The organism is Nocardia sp. NPDC059180, from assembly GCF_042754945.1.
Lineage (GTDB): Bacteria > Actinomycetota > Actinomycetes > Mycobacteriales > Mycobacteriaceae > Nocardia.
In genome coordinates, this window is record NZ_JBHZBU010000001.1 from 17,366 (window position 1) to 41,196 (window position 23,831).

The 23,831-nt window shown below is 67.6% G+C and carries 25 protein-coding genes, 1 tRNA gene and 1 pseudogene; 11 read left to right on the top strand and 16 right to left on the bottom strand.

Annotated elements, in window-relative coordinates; translation table 11 throughout:
- Nucleotides 1-365: 365 nt before the first annotated feature.
- Complete coding sequence (locus ACFXNW_RS00070) at nt 366-1,613, bottom strand: pyridoxal phosphate-dependent aminotransferase (RefSeq protein ID WP_379414685.1); 1,248 nt, start codon at nt 1,611-1,613, stop codon at nt 366-368.
- 97 nt (nt 1,614-1,710) lie between these two features.
- On the opposite strand from ACFXNW_RS00070, the gene ACFXNW_RS00075 reads away from it, so the two are divergent.
- Nucleotides 1,711-3,150: a serine/threonine-protein kinase gene (locus tag ACFXNW_RS00075; RefSeq protein WP_379414686.1), complete on the top strand. Its 1,440-nt coding sequence runs from the start codon at nt 1,711-1,713 to the stop codon at nt 3,148-3,150.
- Nucleotides 3,151-3,192: 42 nt separating this feature from the next.
- On the opposite strand, the gene ACFXNW_RS00080 is transcribed toward ACFXNW_RS00075, so the two are convergent.
- The gene (locus ACFXNW_RS00080; protein ID WP_379414688.1) at nt 3,193-4,566 is read right to left on the bottom strand and encodes a helix-turn-helix domain-containing protein; all 1,374 of its coding nucleotides are present in this window, start codon (nt 4,564-4,566) and stop codon (nt 3,193-3,195) included.
- 213 nt (nt 4,567-4,779) lie between these two features.
- Here ACFXNW_RS00080 and ACFXNW_RS00085 point away from each other — a divergent pair, with 213 nt between their 5' ends.
- The gene (locus ACFXNW_RS00085) at nt 4,780-5,229 is read left to right on the top strand and encodes a hypothetical protein (RefSeq protein ID WP_379414690.1); all 450 of its coding nucleotides are present in this window, start codon (nt 4,780-4,782) and stop codon (nt 5,227-5,229) included.
- Between the two features lie 61 nt (nt 5,230-5,290).
- Here ACFXNW_RS00085 and dcd read toward each other — a convergent pair whose 3' ends face one another.
- Complete coding sequence (gene dcd, locus ACFXNW_RS00090) at nt 5,291-5,872, bottom strand: dCTP deaminase (protein WP_379414692.1); 582 nt, start codon at nt 5,870-5,872, stop codon at nt 5,291-5,293.
- A gap of 75 nt (nt 5,873-5,947) precedes the next feature.
- Between dcd and ACFXNW_RS00095 the strand changes: the two genes are divergently transcribed.
- On the top strand, nt 5,948-6,328 hold the full coding sequence (locus tag ACFXNW_RS00095) for a VOC family protein (protein ID WP_379414694.1): 381 nt from the start codon (nt 5,948-5,950) through the stop codon (nt 6,326-6,328).
- Between the two features lie 177 nt (nt 6,329-6,505).
- Here ACFXNW_RS00095 and ACFXNW_RS00100 read toward each other — a convergent pair.
- The 3 genes and pseudogenes from ACFXNW_RS00100 to ACFXNW_RS00110 all read right to left on the bottom strand — a co-directional run bounded on the left by ACFXNW_RS00100 (nt 6,506) and on the right by ACFXNW_RS00110 (nt 9,176).
- A pseudogene (locus ACFXNW_RS00100) lies at nt 6,506-7,934 on the bottom strand (amidase).
- A 106-nt stretch (nt 7,935-8,040) separates the two neighbouring features.
- Nucleotides 8,041-8,610: a hypothetical protein gene (locus tag ACFXNW_RS00105; RefSeq protein ID WP_379414695.1), complete on the bottom strand. Its 570-nt coding sequence runs from the start codon at nt 8,608-8,610 to the stop codon at nt 8,041-8,043.
- Entirely contained in the window at nt 8,607-9,176 is a 570-nt protein-coding gene (locus tag ACFXNW_RS00110) for a TetR/AcrR family transcriptional regulator (RefSeq protein WP_379414697.1), read from the bottom strand. The genes ACFXNW_RS00105 and ACFXNW_RS00110 overlap by 4 nt, the downstream gene beginning before the upstream one ends.
- Before the next feature lie 191 nt (nt 9,177-9,367).
- On the opposite strand from ACFXNW_RS00110, the gene ACFXNW_RS00115 reads away from it, so the two are divergent.
- Nucleotides 9,368-9,441 (top strand) — tRNA-Gly (locus tag ACFXNW_RS00115).
- 49 nt (nt 9,442-9,490) lie between these two features.
- Here ACFXNW_RS00115 and ACFXNW_RS00120 read toward each other — a convergent pair.
- From ACFXNW_RS00120 to ACFXNW_RS00140, 5 genes are all read right to left on the bottom strand, one after another.
- Nucleotides 9,491-10,477 (bottom strand): hypothetical protein, encoded by a 987-nt coding sequence (locus tag ACFXNW_RS00120; RefSeq protein ID WP_379414699.1) that lies wholly within the window; start codon nt 10,475-10,477, stop codon nt 9,491-9,493.
- Nucleotides 10,474-11,685, bottom strand: coding sequence for a hypothetical protein (locus ACFXNW_RS00125; RefSeq protein WP_379414700.1), 1,212 nt, complete (start codon nt 11,683-11,685; stop codon nt 10,474-10,476). The genes ACFXNW_RS00120 and ACFXNW_RS00125 overlap by 4 nt, the downstream gene beginning before the upstream one ends.
- Nucleotides 11,682-12,005 carry a hypothetical protein gene (locus ACFXNW_RS00130; protein WP_379414702.1) on the bottom strand — a complete coding sequence of 108 codons (324 nt, stop codon included), beginning with the start codon at nt 12,003-12,005 and terminating at the stop codon, nt 11,682-11,684. Before ACFXNW_RS00130 ends, ACFXNW_RS00125 begins: the two co-directional genes overlap by 4 nt.
- A 269-nt stretch (nt 12,006-12,274) precedes the next feature.
- Nucleotides 12,275-12,772, bottom strand: a complete 498-nt coding sequence (locus ACFXNW_RS00135) for a flavin reductase family protein (protein ID WP_379414704.1) — start codon at nt 12,770-12,772, stop codon at nt 12,275-12,277.
- Entirely contained in the window at nt 12,765-13,280 is a 516-nt protein-coding gene (locus ACFXNW_RS00140) for an NADPH-dependent FMN reductase (RefSeq protein WP_379416211.1), read from the bottom strand. The genes ACFXNW_RS00135 and ACFXNW_RS00140 overlap by 8 nt, the downstream gene beginning before the upstream one ends.
- A gap of 331 nt (nt 13,281-13,611) precedes the next feature.
- Here ACFXNW_RS00140 and ACFXNW_RS00145 point away from each other — a divergent pair, with 331 nt between their 5' ends.
- The gene (locus tag ACFXNW_RS00145; RefSeq protein WP_379414705.1) at nt 13,612-13,914 is read left to right on the top strand and encodes a DUF1905 domain-containing protein; all 303 of its coding nucleotides are present in this window, start codon (nt 13,612-13,614) and stop codon (nt 13,912-13,914) included.
- Nucleotides 13,915-13,934: 20 nt separating this feature from the next.
- On the opposite strand, the gene ACFXNW_RS00150 is transcribed toward ACFXNW_RS00145, so the two are convergent.
- The 3 genes from ACFXNW_RS00150 to ACFXNW_RS00160 form a co-directional block, all read right to left on the bottom strand.
- Nucleotides 13,935-14,267, bottom strand: coding sequence for a hypothetical protein (locus ACFXNW_RS00150; protein ID WP_379414707.1), 333 nt, complete (start codon nt 14,265-14,267; stop codon nt 13,935-13,937).
- 190 nt (nt 14,268-14,457) lie between these two features.
- A complete protein-coding gene (locus ACFXNW_RS00155; RefSeq protein ID WP_379414708.1) occupies nt 14,458-14,754 on the bottom strand; it encodes a hypothetical protein in 297 nt (98 codons plus the stop codon).
- Complete coding sequence (locus tag ACFXNW_RS00160) at nt 14,741-14,974, bottom strand: hypothetical protein (protein ID WP_379414710.1); 234 nt, start codon at nt 14,972-14,974, stop codon at nt 14,741-14,743. The genes ACFXNW_RS00155 and ACFXNW_RS00160 overlap by 14 nt, the downstream gene beginning before the upstream one ends.
- A 111-nt stretch (nt 14,975-15,085) precedes the next feature.
- On the opposite strand from ACFXNW_RS00160, the gene ACFXNW_RS00165 reads away from it, so the two are divergent.
- Nucleotides 15,086-15,865 (top strand): alpha/beta fold hydrolase, encoded by a 780-nt coding sequence (locus ACFXNW_RS00165; protein WP_379414711.1) that lies wholly within the window; start codon nt 15,086-15,088, stop codon nt 15,863-15,865.
- 61 nt (nt 15,866-15,926) lie between these two features.
- On the opposite strand, the gene ACFXNW_RS00170 is transcribed toward ACFXNW_RS00165, so the two are convergent.
- Complete coding sequence (locus ACFXNW_RS00170; RefSeq protein ID WP_379414712.1) at nt 15,927-16,691, bottom strand: crotonase/enoyl-CoA hydratase family protein; 765 nt, start codon at nt 16,689-16,691, stop codon at nt 15,927-15,929.
- A gap of 207 nt (nt 16,692-16,898) precedes the next feature.
- Here ACFXNW_RS00170 and ACFXNW_RS00175 point away from each other — a divergent pair, with 207 nt between their 5' ends.
- The 4 genes from ACFXNW_RS00175 to ACFXNW_RS00190 all read left to right on the top strand — a co-directional run bounded on the left by ACFXNW_RS00175 (nt 16,899) and on the right by ACFXNW_RS00190 (nt 21,024).
- The gene (locus tag ACFXNW_RS00175; protein WP_379414714.1) at nt 16,899-17,660 is read left to right on the top strand and encodes a crotonase/enoyl-CoA hydratase family protein; all 762 of its coding nucleotides are present in this window, start codon (nt 16,899-16,901) and stop codon (nt 17,658-17,660) included.
- A 159-nt stretch (nt 17,661-17,819) separates the two neighbouring features.
- A complete protein-coding gene (locus tag ACFXNW_RS00180) occupies nt 17,820-18,923 on the top strand; it encodes a DUF4185 domain-containing protein (protein ID WP_379414715.1) in 1,104 nt (367 codons plus the stop codon).
- A gap of 140 nt (nt 18,924-19,063) precedes the next feature.
- Nucleotides 19,064-20,293, top strand: a complete 1,230-nt coding sequence (locus tag ACFXNW_RS00185) for an erythromycin esterase family protein (RefSeq protein WP_379414717.1) — start codon at nt 19,064-19,066, stop codon at nt 20,291-20,293.
- 35 nt (nt 20,294-20,328) lie between these two features.
- Nucleotides 20,329-21,024: a class I SAM-dependent methyltransferase gene (locus tag ACFXNW_RS00190; RefSeq protein WP_379414718.1), complete on the top strand. Its 696-nt coding sequence runs from the start codon at nt 20,329-20,331 to the stop codon at nt 21,022-21,024.
- Between the two features lie 126 nt (nt 21,025-21,150).
- On the opposite strand, the gene ACFXNW_RS00195 is transcribed toward ACFXNW_RS00190, so the two are convergent.
- The gene (locus tag ACFXNW_RS00195) at nt 21,151-21,750 is read right to left on the bottom strand and encodes an alpha/beta family hydrolase (RefSeq protein ID WP_379414720.1); all 600 of its coding nucleotides are present in this window, start codon (nt 21,748-21,750) and stop codon (nt 21,151-21,153) included.
- A gap of 233 nt (nt 21,751-21,983) precedes the next feature.
- On the opposite strand from ACFXNW_RS00195, the gene ACFXNW_RS00200 reads away from it, so the two are divergent.
- Entirely contained in the window at nt 21,984-23,819 is a 1,836-nt protein-coding gene (locus tag ACFXNW_RS00200) for an acyl-CoA dehydrogenase (protein WP_379414721.1), read from the top strand.
- Nucleotides 23,820-23,831: the final 12 nt, after the last annotated feature.

Here is a 23,831-nt window from a genome sequence, read left to right on the forward strand (position 1 = left end):
GGTAACTCACCGGGTACGGGCTAACTCACCCTTATGCACTACCGCCGGTCGCCAACGCAAAGAACCCCGCGCCTAAGTCTGGCCAAGAATCGCGGAGAGGCGGACCAGCCGGGCCGAGGGACGGCGGAGAGCAGGGGGATGTCTCCGCCGTCCACAGGTCGGCGCCCAGGGGGGTAGGCAGCCTAACCCGAAAGCTGGATTGTCCAGGGGGGGTAGACAATCCAACCGGGCGCTCGAAAGCGCCGATGCCTACTGTACACAAAAGAAGTTGTTTTGCGCTAGTAAGTCTCCAAAAACCCCTCGAACCCCGACATGAGGTCGGTTTTGGCCGGTGTAACCGGGGGCAGGACCGGTTGCGCTCGGACCTACTGGCGGTAGCTGGACAGAAAGTTGCCGAACCGCTCGATGGCCACGGCCAGGTCGCGCGCCCACGGCAGCGTCACGATTCGCAGGTGATCGTGCGCGGGCCAGTTGAAGCCGGTGCCCTGCACCATCAGGATCTTCTCCTGGAGCAGCAGGTCCAAGATGAGTTTGGCGTCGTCGTAGATCTCGTGCACGTTCGGGTCCAGCCGCGGGAACGCGTACAGCGCGCCCTTGGGCTTGACGCAGGAAACGCCGGGGATCATGTTCAGCCGCTCCCAGGCGACATCGCGCTGTTCCAGCAGCCTGCCGCCGGGCAGGATCAGATCCTCGATGCTCTGATGTCCGCCGAGCGCCACCTGGATGGCGTGCTGAGCAGGCACGTTCGGGCACAGCCGCGACGAGGCCAGCAGGTCGATACCCTCGATGAATCCGGCGGCATGCTCCTTCGGGCCTGTGATCGCCAGCCATCCGGACCGGTACCCGGCCACCCGGTAGGCCTTGGAGAGGCCGTTGAAGGTCAGGCACAGCAGGTCGGGGGCGAGGGTCGCCAGCGAGATGTGCTTGGCGTCGTCGTAGAGGATCTTGTCGTAGATCTCATCGGCCAGCAGCAACAGCTGATGTTTGCGCGCCAGATCGACCAGCTGCTGCAACACCTCGGTGGAGTACACCGCGCCGGTGGGATTGTTCGGGTTGATGACCAGCAGTGCCTTGGTCTTGTCGGTGATCTTCGACTCGATATCGGCGATATCTGGCTGCCAGCCGTTGGCCTCATCGCACAGGTAGTGCACCGGAGTGCCGCCGGCCAGGCTGGTCATCGCGGTCCACAGCGGATAGTCCGGGGCGGGGATGAGTACCTCGTCGCCGTTGTTCAGCAGCGCCTGCATGGTGATGGTGATCAGCTCGGAGACGCCGTTGCCCAGGTAGACGCTGTCCACGTCGAGCTCGGGGAAGCCGGGCACCAGTTCGTAGCGGGTCACGATCGCGCGCCGGGCCGACAGGATGCCCTTGGACTCGGAGTAGCCCTGGGCATACGGCAGCGCCGCGATGATGTCGCGCATGATCACATCGGGGGCCTCGAACCCGAAGGGGGCCGGGTTGCCGATATTGAGCTTGAGGATGCGGTGCCCCTCGCCCTCCAGCCGTGCCGCATGCGCGAGTACCGGTCCACGGATTTCGTAGACGACGTCCTGCAGCTTGGTGGATTGCTCCAGTACGCGCGGCGGGCGATGCGGATGATGACCAGTACTCACCGCTCCATGGTGCCATCCTCGGCAAACGTATATCCGGCTCCCCGCACTTCGGACCGGTAAGGTGACCGCCGTAACTGCGGGTGGAGGAGAACCGGTTTTGGGGCAGTCACTGGCGGATGGCCAGGAATTCGCGGGCTATCGGATCGAAAGGCTGCTCGGTGTCGGCGGCATGGGTGAGGTCTACCTCGCGCGTGACCCCGACCTGCCGCGACCTGTCGCATTGAAGCTGTTGAGCCAGGCATTGACCAACGACGCGGAGGTCCGCGAGCGTTTTCGCCGCGAGGCCGACACCGCGGCCCTGCTGACACATCCGGACATCGTCGCGGTGCACTCGCGCGGTGAACAGGGCGGGCAGCTGTGGATCGCGATGGAGTACATCGACGGGATCGACGTGGGCGCCGTGCTCGGCGAGGGACCGTTGCATCCGGCGCATGCGGTGCGGATCGTCACCACGACGGCTCGCGCGCTCGATCACGCGCACCGCGCCGGAATCCTGCACCGCGACGTCAAGCCGGCCAATATCTTGCTGGCGCGCGGTGCGCAGGAGAGGGTTCTGCTCGCCGACTTCGGGATCGCGAAGGCACTCGACGAATCGGTCGGGCTCACCCGCACCGGTGAGGTGTTCGCCAGCCTGCGCTACGCGGCGCCCGAACAGTTCGATACCGACACCGAGATCGATCACCGAGTCGACGTGTACGCGCTCGGCGCCACCCTGTTCCACATGCTGACGGGGACGGCCCCATATCCGGGGACGAATTCCGCGCAGCTCATCCACGCCAACCTCAACCTGCCGATACCTACGCCGACCAGCCGCAATCCCGCTTTGCCTCCCGGATTCGACGCGGTTATCGCACGAGCCATGGCCAAGGATCCGGCGCATCGGTTCGGTAGTTGCGGCGAGCTTGCGGCGGCAGCCAACGAGGCGTTGTCCGGTGCACCGATGCAGTACCCGGCCTTCGCGCCGACGGCATCACCATATCCAGCCGCACCAGCACCGAGCGGAAACCGTCGCCGCATCGCGCTGATCAGTGCCGCCATTGTCGCGGTGGTACTGGTGGTCGGCGGTGCGGGCGTGGCGGTCGCGGTGGCGATGCGCAACTCGGCCGCGGTCGAGCAGCAGGCCCAGCAGCAGGAAACGGAGCGGAAGCAGGTGGAGGACGCTCGGGAGGCTGCGCGGCAGGCCGGCTGCGATTTCGCCGCGGCTATGACGACCTACGACTACCGCGATCTGGACGCCTTCCAAAAGGCCGTCGAGGCCGGTTCCACCGGAGCGCTCAAGAGCGAGTGGGCCAATACGTTCGCGAACATGCGCGACCTCATGGTCCCTATGGAAGTGACCTCGAAGGGCTCCGACATCCAATGTTTCTACCAATCCGGCAATGACGACCGGGCCGAGGTGATGACCCTTGTCACGCAGACCTCCACGAAATATGGCATGCCGGTACCGGAGACCAACCGGCACTCGATGGCCATGACGATGGAACTGGTCGACGGCAGATGGTTGTGCAGCAAGGTGGAGCTCAACCAGCCGAAATAGTCGCGCTCGCACCCACTTGTCACGGAATCCCCGTGGCCGCGCTCACGCAGATCCGGCCGGAATCCCCTTGGCCGCGGTGCTACCGCAGAACTCCTCGATGCTCTCATCGAGCGCGACAGCCTCGGTAGCACCATCGAAAGCCGGTGCGGTGAGCCTGCGCCGAACACCGGTCAGCCGCTCCTCCAGCTGGGCGATGCGTTTGTCCTCGTCCAGCCCGAGCACCGGATGCAGTGCCGCCGCCGCACCGTCGAGACTGCCGTTGATCAGGTGCGCGGCCGCGGAATCGACGCGTGCCAACGCTTCCGCGCCATAGGAACGCTGCCACGACGGCCCCGACGAATACAGCTCGATCGCCTGCTGGGTCGCGGTGAGCGCGGGCTCGGCCAGACCCAGATGGATATAGGTGGCGCCCGCGTAATACTCGGCCTTCGCGTCGGGGAATCCGAAGACGCCGCCGATTCCATCGTGCAGCGTGTCCGAGCCCGGGCCACCGCGGGCGTCGGTGGCCGCGCGCAGGCAGCGCTCGGTATCGGTGACGCTGCCGATCTTCGACCAGATCCTGGCCTCGATATTGCTCAACCGCACCCGCGCTGTCGCCGAATCCGCGAATTCCAGACCGCTCTGGGCCAGCTCGACTGCGCGGCGTGGGCGCTCGGACCAGTATTCGATGAGCGCGTGCATACCGCGGGTCCAGGCACGTAATCCGTTGTGGCCACATAATTCGGCGTAGGACCGTGCGGCGCGGATCTGTTCGGCGGCCGCGTCGTAATGGCCGAGGTCGGTGCTCGCGTTGGCGAGCAGACCGGACAGGCTGCCCGCGAGCAGATACAGATGGCTGGTATCGGCCGGACGCTGCTGCCCTTCCAGCAACCGATACACCCGCCGCCGCACCCGCAGCATCTCCACCATCATCGGTACCGGCGGAATATGCACGTAATCGTTGGCGATTCGGGTGACATCGGCGTCGAGCTGTTCCAACGTCATCGCGCCGACATTGGTGCTCTCGGCACGACTCGCGTGTTCACTGGCCTCGTGGGCAGCCGCCATAATCAGGTCCCTCTCCGAAATCGCTGCTAACGCATCGCCTCTCACCGCGCCGGCGTCTATGAGGTCCAAGAGTTCCGCGTCGCTCGAATAACTGCTGTGCGCCGAGTCGCCGGCTCGCGCGTCGAATCGCGGTACCGCGGGCTGACTGACCAGCTCCGCGAACCGTGCCCGCACCACATCGTCGGACCTGGCCAAGGAAGTATCGAGCGCGGCCTGGTTGACCGGGCGTGGATGAACCCGGCTACCGCCCGCCTCCCATTTGGATACCAGGCGCTGGTGCACCCCCAAATGGGCGGCGAACTCCCGGATACTCATCCGCATGGCGTCGCGCAGCGCCCGGGTCTCCTTGCCTGACCACTGCCGGACCACGTTGTCTTCCCTTCCGAACGAAACGTCCTCCACAGATTACGAGCAATTTGTGAGCCCTGCCACATGGCTTTTCGGGCCGAATAACTGGCGGCGCAAGGGCAGTGGAACGCCGGCGTGTGGGCGCTTGTGGCGCGCCGGGGATTTCGGCGAGCCTGGAATCGGTGGCGAAACCGACTCCGACCGGCCCGACATCAGGGGCCAGGGGGCTCAGGGATGAACGTGCAGAAGCTGAGAACGATCGACGATTGGGCGGCGTACTACCGGCACGAATTCGGTCTGGTGGTGACCGAACGCGGCGGGTTCGTGATGCTACCGATCACCGCACGCGCCTGCGTGGTCCATCTACCCACCGAGCGCGCCGAAAAGGTCCGCGCGGCATTGGATCAGCAGGGCATCCGAGCGCCGATGCTGGCCAGGCAGATCCGGTGGAGTTTTCTGGCAGCGCCCGACAGCAGGCCCGGCTCGCAGATCATGGAAGTCCTCAACCGCCTCGACATCGGCATTCCCGCTGTCGGTAGTGCTGTCATGTTGCCGACCGGTCTGGGCCGTTGGACCAGAGAGGGCTGCTACTGGGTCGAAATGCCCGAACGCGACGAACTGTTGCCGCCGCTGTCGATGATCGTCACCACGGCGCTGGCGGTCGGATCGGATCGGCCGGACTGAGCGGTCGTCCGCGCTCGGCCCCGGCGCATAGACGAGGAAGCTGTGCGCTGGGCCGAGCGGGCTAGCGGTCCAGGCTCGGGAGCGGGAAGTTCAGGTACGCCTTCGACGGCGTCGGCCCGCGCTGGCCCTGGTACTTGGAGCCCGTGACGGCACTGCCGTAGGGATTCTCGGCGGGGCTGGTCAGGCGGAACAGGCACAGCTGGCCGATCTTCATCCCCGGCCAGAGCGTGATCGGCAGGTTCGCCACATTCGACAGCTCCAGCGTGATGTGGCCGCTGAAACCCGGATCGATGAAACCGGCGGTCGAATGGGTGAGCAGGCCGAGACGGCCGAGACTCGACTTACCCTCCAAGCGCCCGGCCAGATCGTCGGGCAGGGTGCAAACCTCGAGGGTGGAGCCGAGCACGAATTCACCGGGATGCAGCACGAACGGCTCACCCGGCACGGGCTCCACCAGGCTGGTGAGCTCGTCCTGCCGCTGCGCGGGATCGATATGGGTATATCGGGTGTTGTTGAACACCCGGAACATCCCGTCCAGGCGCACGTCGATACTCGACGGCTGGATCAGGGTTTGTTCGAATGGCTCGAGCCCGAGACGCCCACCGGCGATCTCCGCCCGGATGTCACGATCGGAAAGCAGCACGGGCAAGAGCGTAGTGGCAGGCTTCTGCGCGCGCGTCACCGGGAAGTTGTCGTACCCCTGGAGCATCATCGGCTCATGTCTGATTCCGACGCCGGCGGCCACCGCCACCACGCCATCGATTACATCGAAATCGCCGTCACCGATCTGGACGCGGCCAAACGCTTCTACACCGAAGCATTCGACTGGCAGTTCAACGACTACGGCCCCGCCTACGCGGGCATCCGCAACCCCGCTGCACCCGAAACGTCCGAGGTCGGCGGGCTGGCGGTGGCCGATCAGACCCGGCACGGCGGGCCGCTGGTGCTGCTGTACTCCAACGACCTCGACGCCTCGGTCGAAGCGGTCGAAGCGGCGGGCGGCACCGTCGTCAACGGGCCGTACGAGTTCCCTGGCGGGCGCCGGTTCCATTTCACCGACCCCAGCGGAAACGAACTCGGAGTCTGGGCGGAGAAGTAAGCGCCTCGGCCTGACGAGCCACCCACGGCGCAGGGCGCCCGCACACCAGCCCCGCCAGCACTCGGCCGATCGGACTCCACGCCCGCCGCGACCCCCCGGTCGGGGACGCCGGAGATCACGCCCACTCGCGGCGATGCCGAGTGCCTACGGCGCTGGCCGAGGCAGGCCACGATGCGGCTAACTCATGTTCCGTTCGCTCGCGGACTCCACATCGGTGATACGCGGGAACGGGCTGGCCGACTCGAACTGGTAGGCCAAGTCCAGCAGTGTCCGTTCGGCGCCACGCCGGGCGGACAACTGGACCGAGCCCGGCAGATTCGCCGACATCCGACCATGTGGCAGCGATACGGCGGGCCCGCCGCCGACATTGTTGAGCGGGGTGAACCCGACATAGTCGACGAGTTTGGCGAACAGCTCGTCGAACGGCAGGTTCGGCGAATGCTCACCGATCAGCGGCGCCGGATGCGAGAGCACCGGGCTGAGCAGCACATCTACCTCGGTGAAATGGCCGTCGTAGATCGCGGGTGCGGCGCGTAGCCTGCGCACCGCGCCCACCACGCCCAGCGGGCGGCTCGTCGCCAGTGCCGACAGCCCCTTGGTGAACGGGTCGCGCAGGCGCGGGTCGAAATGCTTGCGCTGCGCGACCCGGAACGAGGTCGACAGCAGCGCCGCGACCGCGGCCCAGTACAGCTTGAAGTCCTCGATGAACTGGTCATCGATATCGAGGCGGGTTTCGACCACCTCATGCCCGAGTCCGGCGAACACGGCCGCCGCGGAGTCCAGCACCGCGCCGGTTTCCTCGTGCACCGCACGGCCGCGGACGTCGTACCGGATCAGGCCGATCCGCAGCCGTCGATCACTCGGGCCCTCCACCAGACCGATCGGCGGCAGTTTGGTGTTGGTGTGGAATCGCTCGGCCGCGGCCAGATAGTGGGCGGTATCGCGTACGGACCGGGTGAGAACACCTTCGGCCACCAGATGGACCGGCAGCTGCCGCGCGCCCGGCTGATCGAGCAGCCGGTTGCGGGTCGGCTTCAACCCGACCAGGCCGTTGGCGGCCGCCGGGATGCGGGTCGAACCGCCACCGTCGTTGGCGTGTGCGATCGGCACCACACCCGCCGCGACCAGCGCCGCCGACCCACCCGATGACGCCCCCGCGGAGTGATGGATATTCCACGGGTTGCGGGTGGGTGGCCGGTCGGCGTACTCGGTGCTGGCGGTGAGCCCGAACTCGGGCAGCGTCGACTTGCCGAGCGACGAACCCCGGGTGCAGGAACTGCGCGCCCGGACCGCTGGTGCGCGCGGCGGGATGCGGGTCGAAAGCGGCCGAGCCGTGGCAGGTCGGCAATCCGGCGACGTCGGTGTTGTCTTTGACGAAGACCGGCACGCCGGAAAACACCCCTGAGGTCGGCCGCGAGGCGCGCGCTTGTGCGAAGCATTCCGTTTCGATGGCGTTGAGCTGTGGGTTCACTCGATGCGCCCGTTCGATGGCGGCCTCGATCACCTCGGCACGGCTCACCTGCCCGTCGCGGATCGCCGCGGCCAGGGCCACCGCGTCCAGCTCCCCCAGCGCGTCGTCGGTGAATGCGTGTGCGGTTGTGCTCATGTGCTGGGTGTTCCTTACTTGCCGGGTGTGCGGTCTGCGCCGAATCGAATCGTCGAGATGGGATGCGATTGCGGTAGCGGACGCTGCATTCGCAGGATAACGACGCTCATGCCGCTGCGGCTCCGGCCGGCGATCCGTGCAGGTCAGGGCGCCCGGCCTGCTCGGGCAACAGGTGAGCGAGCAGCAGCTTGATCAGCAGCACGGGCGCGAACCACATGAGCTCATGCGGCACCGTGACCATGCTGGTCACCGCGACCAGGCCGAACGCTGTGGCTGCGAAGGCGATCGGACGGCGCAACGCCTCAGGCGCCACCGTCACGATCACGGCGCCACCCAACGCCACCGCGTAGATGGCGGCGGCATCGATCCAGCCGAATCCAGGAACCACCGCAGCCAGAATGAACGGCTGCACATGCACCCCGACGAACCCCAAGTGGTGAACCCATGTCCGGCCCGGCCGGTGGTACCACCGCTTGGCCGAGGCCATCGCATTGACGACCGCCCCGCCGAACATATCGAACGCGATCACCGCGACCACCAGCACTGCGAGCCACGACCATCCGGCCGACATCGCGAGCACGAAACCCGTTGCCGCCCCGCCGATCGCGGCACCGAAACCGAGGCACACCTCAGCGCGCGTCGCCTGAGGCGCGATCAACCGATCAATGAGAGTCATCGCCGAATCCCTTCCACACAGATCTGCAACACGGGTTCCACCAGCTCACGCAGCGACATCTCGGGATCGACCAGCGCCTGTACGAGACATCCTTCGATCGCGGCGACGATCACCGCCGCATGCCGCGCATCAATCCCCTGACGCAGTTCACCACCATCGGCAGCCTCGGCCAGCAGCTCCCCGATCGCCGCGCGATAGTCGCGGTAGACGCCGACCAGGTCGATCGGCGGATTCGCGGCCCAAACGTCCAATAACACCCGCACGTGGTCGGGATGAGCGTCGAGCATCTCCATCGCCCCGCGCACCAACCGGGCGAGCCGCTCCAACGCGGGCCCGTCACCGAGTTCGGCCAGCACCTGCGCCGTCTCCGCGACATAACTGGCGAACACCCCGGTAAGCAGCGCGTCCCGGCTGTCGAAATACAGGTAGACAGTCCCCTTCGCGATCCCGGCCTCCGCCGCCACGTCATCGATCCGCGAGGCCGCGAACCCCTTGCGCGCGAACACCTTGGCGGCTGCATCCAGGATCTCTTGCTGACGAGCGGCACGATCGACAACCTTTGGCATGAGTCTATTATGAATGACCGGTCAGTCATAAACAACCCCTGATGTGCGCCTCCAGCGAATTCCCGTGGAAGCGGCGACAATCGGGCCGCACAGCAGACCCGATCCCCGCAGGTCAGATGCGCTTACCTGGAGCTTTCCCCCGACCGGACGGACTCTGCTACAGTCTCCGTTGATACCCGATATCGGGTACTGCCGATGTAGTTCAATGGTAGAACTTCTGCTTCCCAAGCAGACAGCGCGGGTTCGATTCCCGTCATCGGCTCCATATCGAAAAGACCCCGCCGGAACTTCGGCGGGGTCTTTTCGTGTCCGGCTCAGGCCGGGGCTTTTTCGATCCGGGTGATGCGGGTGTGGCCGTCGAGGGTGGCGACGGTGACCATCTGGTTGAAGGTGTCGGGGGGTTCGCCGGGGTACTGCTGGACCAGGTCGACGAGGTAGCGCTCGGGGGCGGAGTTCGGGAGTGGCGTGATGGTGACGCAGTAGCGGGTGCCGAGGGGGACCTGCGAGATGCCGCGGTCGATGCCCGCGGCGTCGGAGACGCCTGCGTCGGCGGTGACGAAGCCGCGGGCGCGGTGGCCGTCGCGGGCGACGTAGTAGGCGTGCTCGAAGCCGAAGATCGCGTCGGCGCCGGAACCGGTTCCGCCGGTGGGGGTTCCGGATACAACCGCACCACCGGTGCCGTCGAGTTGCTGAACGCACCCGTCGGCCGCGTAGGGCGGTGACTCCACCGGCGATTCAGCGGGCGACGGAGTAGGGGGCGCTGCCGTCGAGGAGCTGGCCGACGGAAGCTGGTCACCACCGTTCGGAGTCTGCCCACGGACGTCGGCGGACACCGCGCGTTTGTCCTCCTCGCCGGACGAGGTCGAGATGACAACGGCGACAGCCGCGATCCCGATCGCCAGCCCCACACCCATGAGGATGCTCAGCGCGCGGCCGCCGCCGCTGCCGTCGTCCCGGGTCGAGCGCTTCGACCGCGGCTTACGCCAGCCGCCACCGATCTTGCCGCTGCGGTCGATCAGCGGCGGCAACAGTGACGGCTCGTGATCGCGGTAGGCGGCGACCGTCTCCTCCGGTGCGTCGTACTCCGGCTCCTGCTGCCACTGCTCGGCCTCCTCGTCGGTGGCCTCCGTATCGGTCGCGGGCGGTTCCAGCGGACCGGTGGGCGTTTCGAGCCAGTCGTCCCAGTTGCCTTGGCGGTCACCAGGACCGCCTTCGGGCGCAGGCCTGCGCCGCCGCCCGCGTTTGCGGGGCGGCGGAACACGCACCATCGGCAGCCCGGGGTCGAACGGGTTGTCGCTCATCGGTCGTCGTCGGCGCCGATCGCGGGTGCGGTGGCCATGGTGAGGGTGGCCGGGACGGTCACCCCGAGTTGGCCGGGCCTCGGCTTACGGTCCTGGTCGCCGCCGCCCTGGCCGGTCCCCGGCGGGATGACCATGCCGCCGTGCTGTCCGCCGGAGGACGGCGGCGGTGCGGCGAACGGTCCAGCGCCGCCGCCACTGTTATCGGACGGCTTCGGCTCGGCCGGCTGCGACCTGGGTGCGGGCGGGGGCGGCGCCGCCATCGCGGCACCCGGAGCGGACGGAGCCGTCTCCGGCTTAGTGGCGGGACCACCACCGAAATCGAACGCCTTCGGGGGCACCGGGTTCCCGGCACCGGCGGGTGCGGTCGAGGCCGGACCGGTCTGCGCCTGTTCGGCCTTGTTCGGGTTGAGCGCCTGCTCGATGGCGGTGCCTGCCTGCGCGCCGACGGTGTCGACGACTTTGAGGCCGACGTCGGCGATCCGGTCGATGATCTTCGATCCGAGTTCCACCCCGGCATCGATGGCCGTGGTGCCGAGCTGCACGCCTGCGGACACGAGCTGCTGCTGCAACTGCAACTGCATCGCCAGCGCCGGATCCATCGGCTGGCCAGGGACCGCGCCCGGCACCGTCGTGGTGGTCCCGGGGACGGCGCCGGGTGTGGTGAGCACGCCCTGCGGGGTGGTCATCGTCATCGGGCCCATATCGCGCAGCCGCTGCCGGTGGCCGTCCATGTCGCCCTGGGCGGTGTTCACCACGCCGAGCGCCTCCCGGATGGCCTGGGCGGCACGGTCGATCACGGCGTCGGTCTCCGGCGCCGAGGTGGCGGTGTCCAGGATGGAGCGGGCATCGCGCCGGAAATCGGCGATGATGACGTCGACCTCGCGTGCCGCGCGACTACTGGTGAACTGGGCATCCGACAGCAGCGCTGCGTACTGCGGCCCACGGTCGGCGACGGCGCCGATCTCGCTGCGGGTGGTGCGGATGACGGGCACCGCGGTGTCGGCGGCCTGCCCGGACCAGGTCGATTCCAGCGCGTGCAGGCCACGGGTGTGGGTGGATTCGGTGGCATCGGCGGTGGCCGAGGCTGTCGTCAAGGCGCCGAGCACCTGCTGATCGGGGGCGGCCGCACCCGATCCCAGCCCGGAACGCAACCGCCGCAACGGTTCGGCAAGCACCGTCACCATCGGCGGATCGGAGATCGGTTTCATGCCTGCTCACCCGCCCGGCCGAGCGCGGCGGCGCCATCGGCGTCGAGGTCACCGGCCGCTGCGGCCTGCCCCTGCACCGTCTGCCCATAGGCGCTGACCAGCGTCGCCGCCGTGGTCAGCGCGGTGTGATCGTCGCCGACGGCCGCGACGAACTCGGTCGCGAAATCGGCGCCGAGCAACCCCACTCCGGCGGCGATGCGGGCAGCATCGGTTCCGGGCGCCAGCTGCGCCGCGGCACCCGCGAGCTCACCGGCCACCTGATCCGCGACCACCTTGTATGTGCTCACCGCATCCGGATCGATCCGCACAGTTCGCGCCACTTCGGCCCCCTTCGCTCGTCGTTCGAGGTACGACTGGACTGTAGAACAAAAGCCCTGACCCAGCGTCTTCCACGATGGGTTACCCAGCGGGACACCGCAACCCCCACGCCCGAAACCGGACGCCCGCGCGTGTCGCCCTCGGATGACGAACTGGGCCGATGCCGCCGAGTCCTGGGCCGATGCTGTTCGGACTTGGCGCGATGCAAGTCAGCCCCGACGCGATGCCGTTCAGACCCGACACGACGCAAGTCAGCCCGACGCGACGCCGTTCAGCCCGCGCGCAGCAGGCGAAACCGGGAACCGTGGAAGATCAGCGGCTCGCGGTGCGGATGGGTGGCGAGGCGGTCGATAGCGAGGATGACGACCTGATGGTCACCGGCGGGGACCTGGGCGTGCACGGTGCCTTCGATCCACGCCGACGCACCGTCGATGAAGACGGCGTCGCCGGAGCCGTGGTGCAGGTCCAATCCATGGAAGCGGTCGGTGGACCGGCTGCCGAGGGCGCGGGCGGCGTCCTGCTGTTCGGTGCCGAGCAGGCTCAGGCCGAGGCGGCTCGCGGTGGTCAGGCGCGGCCAGGTGGAGGAGGTGTTCTGCACGCAGAACGACACCAGCGGCGGATCGAGCGACACGGGCACGAAGGTCGCCACCGCCATACCGTGCGGTACGCCGTCGACCCGGGCGCAGACCGCGACCACACCACTGGGGAAGTTGGCGAACGCGCGGCGCAGACCGGCGCCGTCGGCGGGTGAGGAGAACAGTTCATCCATGATTCGGCACTCCGGCCTCGGCGGTCAGCGCCTGGACCACCGGCCGCCAGCGCAGGCTGTAGTCCGCGATGACGCCGTCGTCGGCGAAGGTGCGATCCGACAGGTACAGCCCCGGCAGCGCCGTGGTGGCACCCAGCTCCACCAGAACAGGTTTGAGCAACAGGTCAGGGGCGAGGGCGTGCGCCGGGCCCGCACCGAGCATCAGCGGCACCGCAAGCACACCGGACAGTCCGGTTCCGCCATCGAATTGTTCGAGGAACAGCTTCAGCAGACCGGTGTAAGTGGCCTTGAAGGTGGGGCTGGCGAACACCACCAACTCGGAAGCAGCCACTGTGCGCACCGCCTCGGTGACCTGTGGATCGCCCCAAGACAGCAGGCCGTGCCCGAACGACACCAGCTCCACCACGTCGGGCGCCACGTCCGGGCACAGCGATTCGGCCAGCTGTGTCGCCGCGGTCAGCGTGCGCGAGGCCGGTTTCGGATTGCCGACGACAACCGTCACTGCCACTTTCGTCTCCTCACTCGTTCTCAGATCACGCCGTGCAGCGGTGGCGCGCCACGTACTCCCCCCCGGCGGCAAACCGGTCAGCTCCTCCGGATCGTCGAGCTTGGCAAACACCGCGAGAACGTCGGCGAAAAGCGAACCGGTGCTGTAGTACTTGACGCCGTTGAGCAGCCAACGGTCGCCGTCACGGGTCCGCCCGGCCCGGTAGCGCTCGACCGCGCCCGCGGCGGTGGATGTCATCAGCCAACGATCGCCGAGTCCGCCGCAAAGATCACCTGTTACGCGCAGCGCGATCGAAACGCATCGTGTCGGTGCCGCGGGCTATGGTCGCATCGTGGCTGGCGGGCGGTACACGTTTACGGCGCAAGTGTGGGAGCACCATGGGCAGGGCTCGTGGCATTTTGTCGACCTACCGGAAGACATCGCCGATGAGATCGAGGAAATCTACGGGCACCGCTCGGGCGGATTCGGCGCGGTGCGGGTCCGGGTGACCATCGGCGGCAGCCGTTGGTCGACCTCGCTGTTCCCGGACAAGTCCCGCGCCACCTACGTGCTGCCGGTGAAGAAGCCGGTCCGCCTGGCCGAAGATCTGGTGGCCGGGTCACGGGCGCGGATCGAGATCGTCATCGCGATCTGATCCGCGCACCGCTCATCCCGTCAGCTCGGCAGGTTCACGCATTCGGTGACGATCTTGGCCTGCGCCGTTCGGGTCTTGTCGGCGTCTTCCTGGCTCATCCCGAAGTTCTCCCCATCCGGGGCCTGCGGGTCGTGCTCGCCGCTGAGCAGCGTGCGCAATCCGTCCTGGGAGATGCCCTCGGCGACAAAGACCTTCGCCACACAATCGGCGAGTGCCTTGTCCTGCATGCCCTTGTCCTGCATGGACTTGGACAGGTCTGCCTCCGTGACGGGGGCCGCCTCGGCATCGCTGCCGCCGCACGCAGCCAGCAGCGGCAGGGCGATGAGCGCCGTGGCAATGAGCTTGATCCGCACCGAATTCCTCTCTCAGGTGGTGTTGCCGACCCGACGGCCGGCGCCGGGTCGATGGCCCGCACCGCCGATGCGGCCGAATCCACGCACCGTGTGTAGCCGCAGCGGGGCGAGGTCCGCAACCCGAAGGGCGGATTCCGTGTATTACACAGCCCGGTCCTGCGCATTCGGCGACTGATCTCGGGGGCGGATCTCAGAGATCCATCGCGGCGCGCAGGGCGGTGTCGATTCGGTCCATCGTCTCCGGCTCGGCCTCGTCCACCTGTTCGGCCAGCCAGCCGCGATAGATCCGGCCGATATTGCCCGCGTGCACCCAGCCGAGCGCACCGAGCTGCACCGCGAGGATGTCCTGGGGGTCCTGGTCGAGCACTTCGGCGGCGATCAGCCAAGGGCGCGGGGATTCGTTGATGCCGTCGCTGCTGATGAGCACGACGGTGCGGTGTCGTGGCGAACCGTGCGGGTGGTAGAGCCAGAGTTCACCCCTGCGCACGCATCGCCTCCTCGGCGGCGGCCAATTCGGCCGCGTCGATGGCCGCCTGGGCGGCGATCTGGGCTGGATCGGGAGCCGGGCCGACGCCGGTGCGCACGGCTTCGCGGCGTGCGGCCTTGGAGATCCAGGCCGACGGTGACATTCCCGCGCGGGCAGCGGCCTGTTCGGCGAACGACCAGGCGGCCTCGTCCAGCGAAAGGGTGACCTTACGCGTTGCCATACCTTTTATCGTACCGATCATCAGGTTCCGCGCCAGCCCCGAGTTTCAATTGACAGCACCCGCCCGCTGTTAGTCTTCCGGCACAACCAGACAATCGATCGGAGTTCGACGATGAGCACGCTGCGCCATGACCGGTCCGGCTCCGGCGAACCACTGGTCCTGGTCCATGGAGTCGGCAGCCGCAGGCAGGTGTGGGAGCCGATCATCCCGGCGCTCGCCGAATCCTTCGAGGTGATCGCGGTGGATCTGCCCGGTTTCGGCGAATCGGAGCCGCTGCCACACACCTCCGTCGCCACCCTCACCGACGCCCTCGCCGATTTCCTCGCCGCGGAGGGCATCGAAAACCCGCACCTCGCGGGCAATTCGATGGGAGGGGGGATCTCGCTCGAACTCGGCGCACGCGGGCTCGCGCGCGCGGTCACCGCCTACTCGCCGATCGGCTTCTGGGACACCGCGGGCCGGATCTGGTGTCAGCAGTCGCTGGGCAAGTCGAAGGTCATCGGCGGGCGCATGCGGTCCCTGTTGCCGAAGGTGCTCGGCACCGCCGCCGGACGCACTGCCTTCCTCAGTCTGGTGGTCGGCAAGCCGTGGGCGCTCGACACCGACACCGCGATCGCCACCGCACTCGGCGCCATCGACGCGCCGGGTTTCGATGACGCCCTCGCGTCCTTCACCGACTTCCGCCTCCCCGACCCCGCCGCCTTGGCAGATATTCCGGTCACCATCGCCTGGGGCAACCGCGACATCCTGCTGACCTACGCCACCCAGTCCCGCCGCGCGAACCAATACCTTCCCGGCGCGAAGCACATCACGTTGCACGGCCTCGGCCACACGCCGTTCTACGACGACCCCGCCGCCTGCGCTCAGGTACTGCTGGGCGATCGGCGGTAGTCGCACGAAAGCGGCCGCCGCCTCCCCCTGCGAGGCGACGGCCGGACCCGAGGTTAGTGGGTCAGCGTCCCTGCCACTGCGGCTCGCGTTTCTGCGCGAAAGCAAGTGCGCCTTCGGCGGCGTCCTTGGAGAACAGGGCGGGCAGCGCGACCTCACCTTGTTTGGCGAAGGCTTCGGCGGCGGTCCAGTCCGGCGATTCGTCGATGATCCGCTTGCTGGCGGCCACTGCCAGCGGAGCCGCTGCCGCGATCTCGGCGGCGAGCTCGAGGGCGGTATCGAGCGCGCCGCCGGGTTCGGTGACCCGGTTGACCAGGCCCAGTTGATACAGCCGCTCGGCGCTGATCCTGCCGCCTGTCAGCGCCAGCTCGGCAGCGGTACTGCGAGGCAGGCGCTGGGTCAGCCGCAATACGCCGCCACCGGCCGCGACCAGACCACGTTTGACCTCGGGAATCCCGAACTGCGCATCGCGAGCGGCCACGATCAGGTCGCCGGACAAGGCCAGCTCGAATCCGCCCGCGAGCGCGAAGCCCTCGACAGCCGCGATCATCGGCTTGACCGGCGGCTTCGCGGCGATCCCCAATGGGCCGCGATGCGGGGTGATCGGCATCTCGCCACGGGAGGCGGCCACCAGATCCATTCCGGCGCTGAAAGTGCCGCCCGCGCCGGTGAGTACGAGCACCCTGGCTTCCACATCGGCCTCGAACGCGTCGACGGCCGCTTCGATGGCCTGCGCGGTCGCCAGGTCGACGGCATTGCGGGCCTCGGGGCGGTTCACAGTCAGCACGGTGATCGCATCGCGCCGTTCGACCAGCACCAGATCGGTCATGGGGTGTCCTCTCGATGAGCAGCACGTGGCCGTCGCGATCGAGTCCGATGACGACCACCGGGATCGACACTATGCGAGCCGGGCGGTGCGTGGCCCGGCTTCGGGTGGCACTTCCACTCAGCGGACCGTCCCACCGGGCGGCGGCTGCGCCCCGGAGGGTACGAAACCGGCCCGCATTCGATCTTACTAAAGAGTAAGATACCGGCCATGGGTTCACACATCGCGGTGCGATTCGAGGGCGAACGCGCCTACGTCACGCTGGACCGCCCGGATAAGCACAACGGGCTCACCATCGACATGCTGCGCGAACTGATCGACGCCGCGCACACCGTCGGCACCAATCGCGACGTACGGGCGGTCATCCTGTCCGGCAACGGCCCCAGCTTCAGCAGTGGCCTCGACATCGCCGAGGCCACCGGCGACCCCCTCGCCATCGTGCGCAACTTCGTCCCCCTGCCATGGCGCGGCACCAACACCTTCCAGGAAGCGTGCTGGGCGTGGCGCAGGCTGCCGGTCCCGGTGATCGCGGTAGTGCACGGGCGTTGCTACGGCGGCGGCTTGCAGCTGGCCCTCGCCGCCGATGTCCGCTTCGGCACCCCCGATTCCGAATACTCGGTCATGGAGGTCAAACACGGCCTGATCCCGGATATGACCGGGACCGCGACGCTGGCCAAGCTCGTCGGCGCCGATCAAGCGCTGCTGCTCGCCATGACCGCCGACATTGTCGACGCCGCCTACGCCGACCGCATCGGCCTGATCACCGAGATCAGCGCCGACCCGATGGGCGAGGCCGAGAAGCTGGCCGACCGCATCGCGGCCCGGCCGCCGCAAGCCGTCGCCAGCGCCAAGCGCCTCATCGACCGCGCCTGGCATGCCTCCGCACGCCGAGCCTTCGCCCTCGAGCGTGCTGCCCAATTGCCGCTGATCGTGCGGCGCGCATTGGGATCCGGTGGAAAAACAACGAAATAACTTTGGAGGATCGGCCGGTCGCGGGCGCAACCCCCCAATTTCGGGGAATTCACTGCTAGCATTTCCGACGATTTGCCAGCCAGCCGAAATGTGGTGCACGACACACGTGCATGCCGTGGATCGAGGCCCGTTTCGGCGCGACCCCGGAGGCCCGACTCAGTGAGCAGAACCGCGTCCATCCTGCTGACCGCGATCGCGGGCGCCTCGGCCCTGCTTCTCACCGCGACTACCCCGGCCACGGCAAACCCAAACGCCATCAACCCGATCCCGGTGCTCAACGGCACCAACGGACTGCCCAACCTGCCCGGGCGCACCAAAGCGGTATTCCAGGTCACCGGCATGGCGAGCCCGAACGTCACCCAGAACTACAACGTGCTCGGCACCGACCTCGGCATCATGTGGGACAACGGGCACGGTGAGATGCTCACCGCCTTCGGCGATACGGCCGGTCTCGGCTTCCCGAATCTGCTCGCGGGCAGCATGTGGGCCTGGCGCAGCAATATCCTGGTGCGTAGCCACACCACCGACCCGTCCAATGGCATCTTCTTCGACAGCGTGGTGCGCGACGTCTTCGGTCAGGCCAGGGATCTGATTCCGAGCCCGAAGATTCCGTTCCTCGAGATCAGCCGCATCCCCACCGCGGGCATCTCGGTCGGCGGCGTGCAGTACATGAGCACGATGTCGGTGAAGACCTGGGACGCTCCTGGCGAGTGGACGACGAACTTCTCCGGGTTGGCCGCCTCGGCCGACAATGGCGAGACCTGGGCCGATCTCACCGCCACCCGGCGCCCGAACGAGGGCGGCAACGCCAACTTCCAGATGAATGCCTTCCTGAAGGACGGCGGCTTCGTCTACGTCTACGGCACGCCGGGCGGTCGAGACAATGCCGCCTACATCTCGCGGGTGCGCGAGCCCGAGATGCAGAACCTCGGCGCCTACGAGTACTGGGACGGCGGCGGCTGGATCCGTGACGTCAACAAGGCGGCCCCGATCATGCACGGTGTCGGCGAATTGTCGGTGATGTACAACGAGTATCTCGGCCAGTTCATCTCGCTCACCACCGATCCGTGGAACTCGGTCGTCATGCGTCGCGCATCCTCGCCGGTCGGCCCGTGGAGCGCGCCGGAGGTTTTGATCGACACCCGCGAACTGCCCACCGCGTACGCGCCGGCGATCTTCCCGTACCAGACCGGGCGCGATCTGTACTTCCTCACCACCGTGCACAGCCAGTACAACGTGGTGCTGATGCGGACTCAGTTGTAAATACCCTCGCTCCCACCGATGCCCGCGCCGAGCAGCGCGGGCATCGGCATTTTCGGAGGGGTTCGCGTGCGGACTTGACCTGAACAATGGTTGATGTACGAGTCTCGGGGAATCATGCTCGACCGACCCGGGAGGAACCGATGACCGCGAATACTCAGACAAGTCCGGACATCACCGCCGTGCAGGAGTGGCTGCGGGCACGCGCTCAGCCGCTGCGGACCGAATCCGACGCCGTCGGCCCCGATCTCGATCCCATGGTTGCGCGGCTCGCCGATGCGACCGTCGTCGGACTCGGCGAGTCGACCCGGTTCTCCCGGCAGACCTTCGGCGTGCGCGAGCGCATCTTCCGGGCTCTGGTGCAGCAACATGGCTTCCGGGCCTTGGCCATCCAGGACGGCGCACGCTCCGGGGACCGGCTCGACGCCTACGTCCGTACCGGCGAGGGCGATCCGGCGACGGCGCTCAGCGAGGCCTGGCGACCATGGCGGACAGCGGAAATGGTGGCCGCACTCGAATGGATCCGCGCGTTCAACGAACAGCATCCCGACGATCCGGTCACGGTGTTCGGCATCGTGCCACCCGCGGCCGAGCCCGCCGATTACGACGCGGTCATCGACCACGTACGGAAGCACGCCCCGGACGCCTCGGCATCGCTGGAATCCCACCTGGACCCGATCCGCACCGCGCATCGCGTCGACGAACACGTGCAGCGCCATCAGGGCATCCACCCCGGGCGCCCGTTCGCCGAGCACGCCCGCGACGCCCTGGCTCTGCTCGAGCAGCTGCCCGATATCCCCGACGACATCGCCGCGCGCATGCGCATGATCGTCGATTTCCATCATTACAGCGTCGCGGGTCGGGGTGGTTTCGCCGTGGATGAGCGCGTGCAGGCCGAAACCATCGTCGAGCGGCACCGGCGTACCGGCGCGAAGATCGTCTACTGGGACGGGATCGGACACACCGCGGCCTCGGCGGCCGGCGTCGGAAGGACCGATCCGGCTCGATTCCGAGGCGCGGGCGACCATCTCCGGGCGGAGTTCGGCGCGAAGTACACCTCGGTCGCGATCGGTTTCCACCACGGGGACCTCGGCCTCGCGATCGCGCCCGATCCGGCACCCGAGCTCCTCGACGCGACCCTTGGCGCGGTCGACCTGCCCGCCTTTGCCGTCGACCTGCGCGGAGACGCTGCCGGCGTCGTCGACCAGTGGCGTCACACACCCGCGAAACTGCGCACGATCAGCGGTGTCTATGACCCGGCCGAGGACGACGACGCCATGATGGCCGTCGACTCGCTCGCCGACGCCTTCGACGTGCTGATCCACATCCGTACGGCGACGCCGGTCGATTGGCTGCCCGAGTTCACCGCCTGACATCGAGGGCTCGGGCGGTCAATACACTGGCCGCTATGGACGCGGCCGATTGGGATGCGCGGTACGCGCAGGGTGAATTGGTGTGGGGCGCACCGCCGAACAGCACCGTCGTGGAGCATGTGTTCGGCCTGGACCGGGTGACGCCGTTGCATCAGGGAGCGGACGGCGTCGTCCCGGACCTGCCGCGCGCCCTCGATCTGGCCTGCGGCGAGGGGCGCAATGCGCTGTGGCTGGCCACCCATGGCTGGCAAGTGCACGCCGTGGACTTCTCGCAGGTCGGTATCGACAAGGGGCGGACTGTCGCGACCCGGCTGTCCCGTTCGGTACGGGACAGGCTGACCTGGCAGTGCACCGATCTCACCGATCTCGACAGCGCCGAGATCACCGGACCCTTCGAACTCGTGCTGATGGTGTTCCTGCATCTGCCCGCCGCCCAGCGTCGCCCGCTGGTGCGGCGGGCGGCTGAACTCCTGAGCCCCGGCGCAACCCTGCTCGTACTCGGCCACGACAGCACCAACCTCACCGACGGTTACGGCGGCCCGCAGGACCCGGAGATCCTGTTCACGCCGGACGACATCGTCGCGGACCTGGCCGGGCTCCCCGATATCCATATCCGCGTCGCCGACCGGGTCCAACGACCGACCGAGGAGCGTGACGCCATCGACGCCCTCGTCATCGCCACGCGCGCCGACCTGGATCCGGAGGGCGAACAGCAGTCGCAACCCGCCTGATCACCACGCATGTATCACCGCCGACACCGAGAGTCCACGATCACCCCTGCCGCGGGCTCCGGGCCTGCTTCGTCGACTCACGACGCCGGGCCGGGTACGGCTACCGGCGTCGCCGCCACATCCGCGCTAGTTACTCCAGCGCTGGAACCACGGCGTCACCGTCTCGGCGATGACATCGAATCCGGTCCGGAAAGAGTGCGGCTGGCCTGGGATAACGCATACCTCGGCGGCGTCTGCCGGGTCGGGAACCCCGAAGGGATCGCTACCGCCGTTGATCACGACGACCTCGATATGTCCAGGTGCGAGCAGCTCATCCCGCCGGGATTTCTCCGGTTTACCCGGCGGATGCAGCGGAAAGGACAGTGCGATCACGCCGCGCGCACCCACCTCGATCGCGGTGCGACACGCCACCCGCGCCCCGTTGCTGCGTCCGCCCTGGATGAGCGGCAGTTTCTTACCCACCCGCCGACGCACCGCGTCGACGATCTCGAGCCAGGCCGCATCCTGTTTGGGTGCCGATCCGGGCGCCCGCCCGCCCGCGACTCGATACGGCTGTAGCACCAGCCCCACCGCGCCACCGGCGGCGATGGCCGAATCGCGAACAGCCAGAATATCTTTGGCATCGACGCCGCCGCCTGCGCCGTGGGTGAGCAGCAGCAGGAACTTCGCCCCACGCGGCCGTCGTAGCTCCACCTCGGCGGGCCCCGCACTCGTCTCGATCCGCACACCTCACAGTAACCGCAGGTCAACTGCCAGCATCCGGGCCCGAGGCCGGCGGCGTGTTCATCGCGTCACATTGGCGGGGTTCGTCTTTGCGACCGCCTTACCGGCCGGTAATATGGCTCATAAGTTACCCGCGAGTAGCATGCGGAAAACCGGTATGGCTACCCGGAGGCGACAACGGGCGGGAACGGCAGAACAACCGACCGCACCAACTCGATGGAGAGTGAGTAGCAGACATGGGCCACTACAAGAGCAACGTCCGGGACCTGGAGTTCAACCTCTTCGAGGTCCTCGGCATCGGTTCGCTGCTGGACAACGGCGCCTACGGTGACCTGGACACCGAGACCGTGAAGGAAATGCTCAGCGAGGTCCGGCGCCTGGCCGAAGGCCCGCTGGCCGACTCCTTCGTCGACGGCGACCGCAACCCGCCGGTCTTCGATCCGGAGACTCACACCGTCACCCTCCCGGAGTCGTTCAAGAAGTCCTACCGCGCCCTCGAGGACGCGGGCTGGTCCAAGGTTCCGGTGCGCGAGGAGCTCGGCGGCCTCGGCGCGCCCAGCGTCATCGGCTGGGCCCTCGGCGAGATGGTCCTCGGCGCCAACCCGCCCGCGCAGATGTACGCGGCGGGCGCGGGCTTCGCGCAGGTCTTCTACAACAACGGCACCGATGAGCAGAAGAAGTGGGCTCAGACCATCGCCGAGCGCAACTGGGGCGCCACCATGGTGCTGACCGAGCCCGATGCCGGCTCCGACGTCGGCGCGGGCCGCGCCAAGGCCGTCAAGCAGGAAGACGGCTCCTGGCACATCGAGGGCGTCAAGCGCTTCATCACCTCCGGTGACTCCGACGACCTGTTCGAGAACATCATGCACCTGGTGCTGGCCCGCCCTGAGGGCGCCGGACCCGGCACCAAGGGCCTGTCGCTGTTCTACGTGCCGAAGTGGCACTTCGACTTCGAGACCGAGACCCTCGGCGACCGCAACGGTGTCTTCGTCACCAACGTCGAGCACAAGATGGGCATCAAGGTTTCGGCCACCTGTGAGGTCACCTTCGGTGGCCACGGCGTGCCCGCCAAGGGCTGGCTGGTCGGCGAGGTGCACAACGGCATCGCGCAGATGTTCGACGTCATCGAGAATGCGCGCATGATGGTCGGCACCAAGGCCATCGCGACCCTGTCGACCGGTTACCTGAACGCCCTCGACTACGCCAAGCAGCGCGTGCAGGGTGCGGACCTGACCCAGATGACCGATAAGGCCGCGCCGCGCGTCACCATCACCCACCACCCCGACGTGCGTCGCTCGCTGGCCCTGCAGAAGGCCTACGCCGAGGGCCTGCGCGCCATCTACCTCTACACCGCCGCGCACCAGAACGACGACATCGCCGAGCTGGTGTCGGGTGCCGACAAGGACACCGCCTTCCGCGTCAATGATCTGCTGCTGCCGATCGTCAAGGGTGTCGGTTCCGAGCGGGCCTACCAGTACCTGACCGAATCGCTGCAGACCTTCGGTGGCTCCGGCTTCCTGCAGGACTACCCGATCGAGCAGTACATCCGCGACGCGAAGATCGACTCGCTCTACGAAGGCACCACCGCCATCCAGGCGCAGGACTTCTTCTTCCGCAAGATCGCCCGTGATCGCGGTGTCGCCCTGGCCCACGTGGCCGGCCAGATCCAGAAGTTCATCGAGTCCGAGGCGGGCAACGGCCGGCTCAAGGCCGAGCGCAAGCTGCTCGCCACCGCGCTCGAGGATGTGCAGGCCATGGCCGCCACCCTGACCGGGCACCTGATGGGCGCCCAGGAGCAGCCGTCGGAGCTGTACAAGGTCGGCCTTGGTTCGGTGCGCTTCCTGCTCGCCGTCGGTGACCTGCTCATCGGCTGGCAACTGCTGCGCCACGCCGAGGTCGCGGGCGCCAAGCTCGACGAGGGCGTCACCGGTGCCGACGAGTCCTTCTACACCGGCAAGGTCGCGGTCGCGCAGTTCTTCGCCCGCAACGTCCTACCGGAGCTGACCTCCACCCGCGCGGTGCTGGCCAACCTGGACAACGACATCATGGAGCTGGACGAAGCCAGCTTCTGACGCGCCGATAGC

Coding starts and splice junctions, on each gene's coding strand:
- ACFXNW_RS00085 (WP_379414690.1), top strand. CDS start 4,780: ATGAACGTGCAGAAGCTGAGAACGATCGACGATTGGGCGGCGTACTAC.
- ACFXNW_RS00095 (WP_379414694.1), top strand. CDS start 5,948: ATGTCTGATTCCGACGCCGGCGGCCACCGCCACCACGCCATCGATTAC.
- ACFXNW_RS00105 (WP_379414695.1), bottom strand. CDS start 8,610: ATGACTCTCATTGATCGGTTGATCGCGCCTCAGGCGACGCGCGCTGAG.
- ACFXNW_RS00110 (WP_379414697.1), bottom strand. CDS start 9,176: ATGCCAAAGGTTGTCGATCGTGCCGCTCGTCAGCAAGAGATCCTGGAT.
- ACFXNW_RS00120 (WP_379414699.1), bottom strand. CDS start 10,477: ATGAGCGACAACCCGTTCGACCCCGGGCTGCCGATGGTGCGTGTTCCG.
- ACFXNW_RS00125 (WP_379414700.1), bottom strand. CDS start 11,685: ATGAAACCGATCTCCGATCCGCCGATGGTGACGGTGCTTGCCGAACCG.
- ACFXNW_RS00135 (WP_379414704.1), bottom strand. CDS start 12,772: ATGGATGAACTGTTCTCCTCACCCGCCGACGGCGCCGGTCTGCGCCGC.
- ACFXNW_RS00160 (WP_379414710.1), bottom strand. CDS start 14,974: ATGGCAACGCGTAAGGTCACCCTTTCGCTGGACGAGGCCGCCTGGTCG.
- ACFXNW_RS00165 (WP_379414711.1), top strand. CDS start 15,086: ATGAGCACGCTGCGCCATGACCGGTCCGGCTCCGGCGAACCACTGGTC.
- ACFXNW_RS00170 (WP_379414712.1), bottom strand. CDS start 16,691: ATGACCGATCTGGTGCTGGTCGAACGGCGCGATGCGATCACCGTGCTG.
- ACFXNW_RS00175 (WP_379414714.1), top strand. CDS start 16,899: ATGGGTTCACACATCGCGGTGCGATTCGAGGGCGAACGCGCCTACGTC.
- ACFXNW_RS00185 (WP_379414717.1), top strand. CDS start 19,064: ATGACCGCGAATACTCAGACAAGTCCGGACATCACCGCCGTGCAGGAG.
- ACFXNW_RS00190 (WP_379414718.1), top strand. CDS start 20,329: ATGGACGCGGCCGATTGGGATGCGCGGTACGCGCAGGGTGAATTGGTG.
- ACFXNW_RS00200 (WP_379414721.1), top strand. CDS start 21,984: ATGGGCCACTACAAGAGCAACGTCCGGGACCTGGAGTTCAACCTCTTC.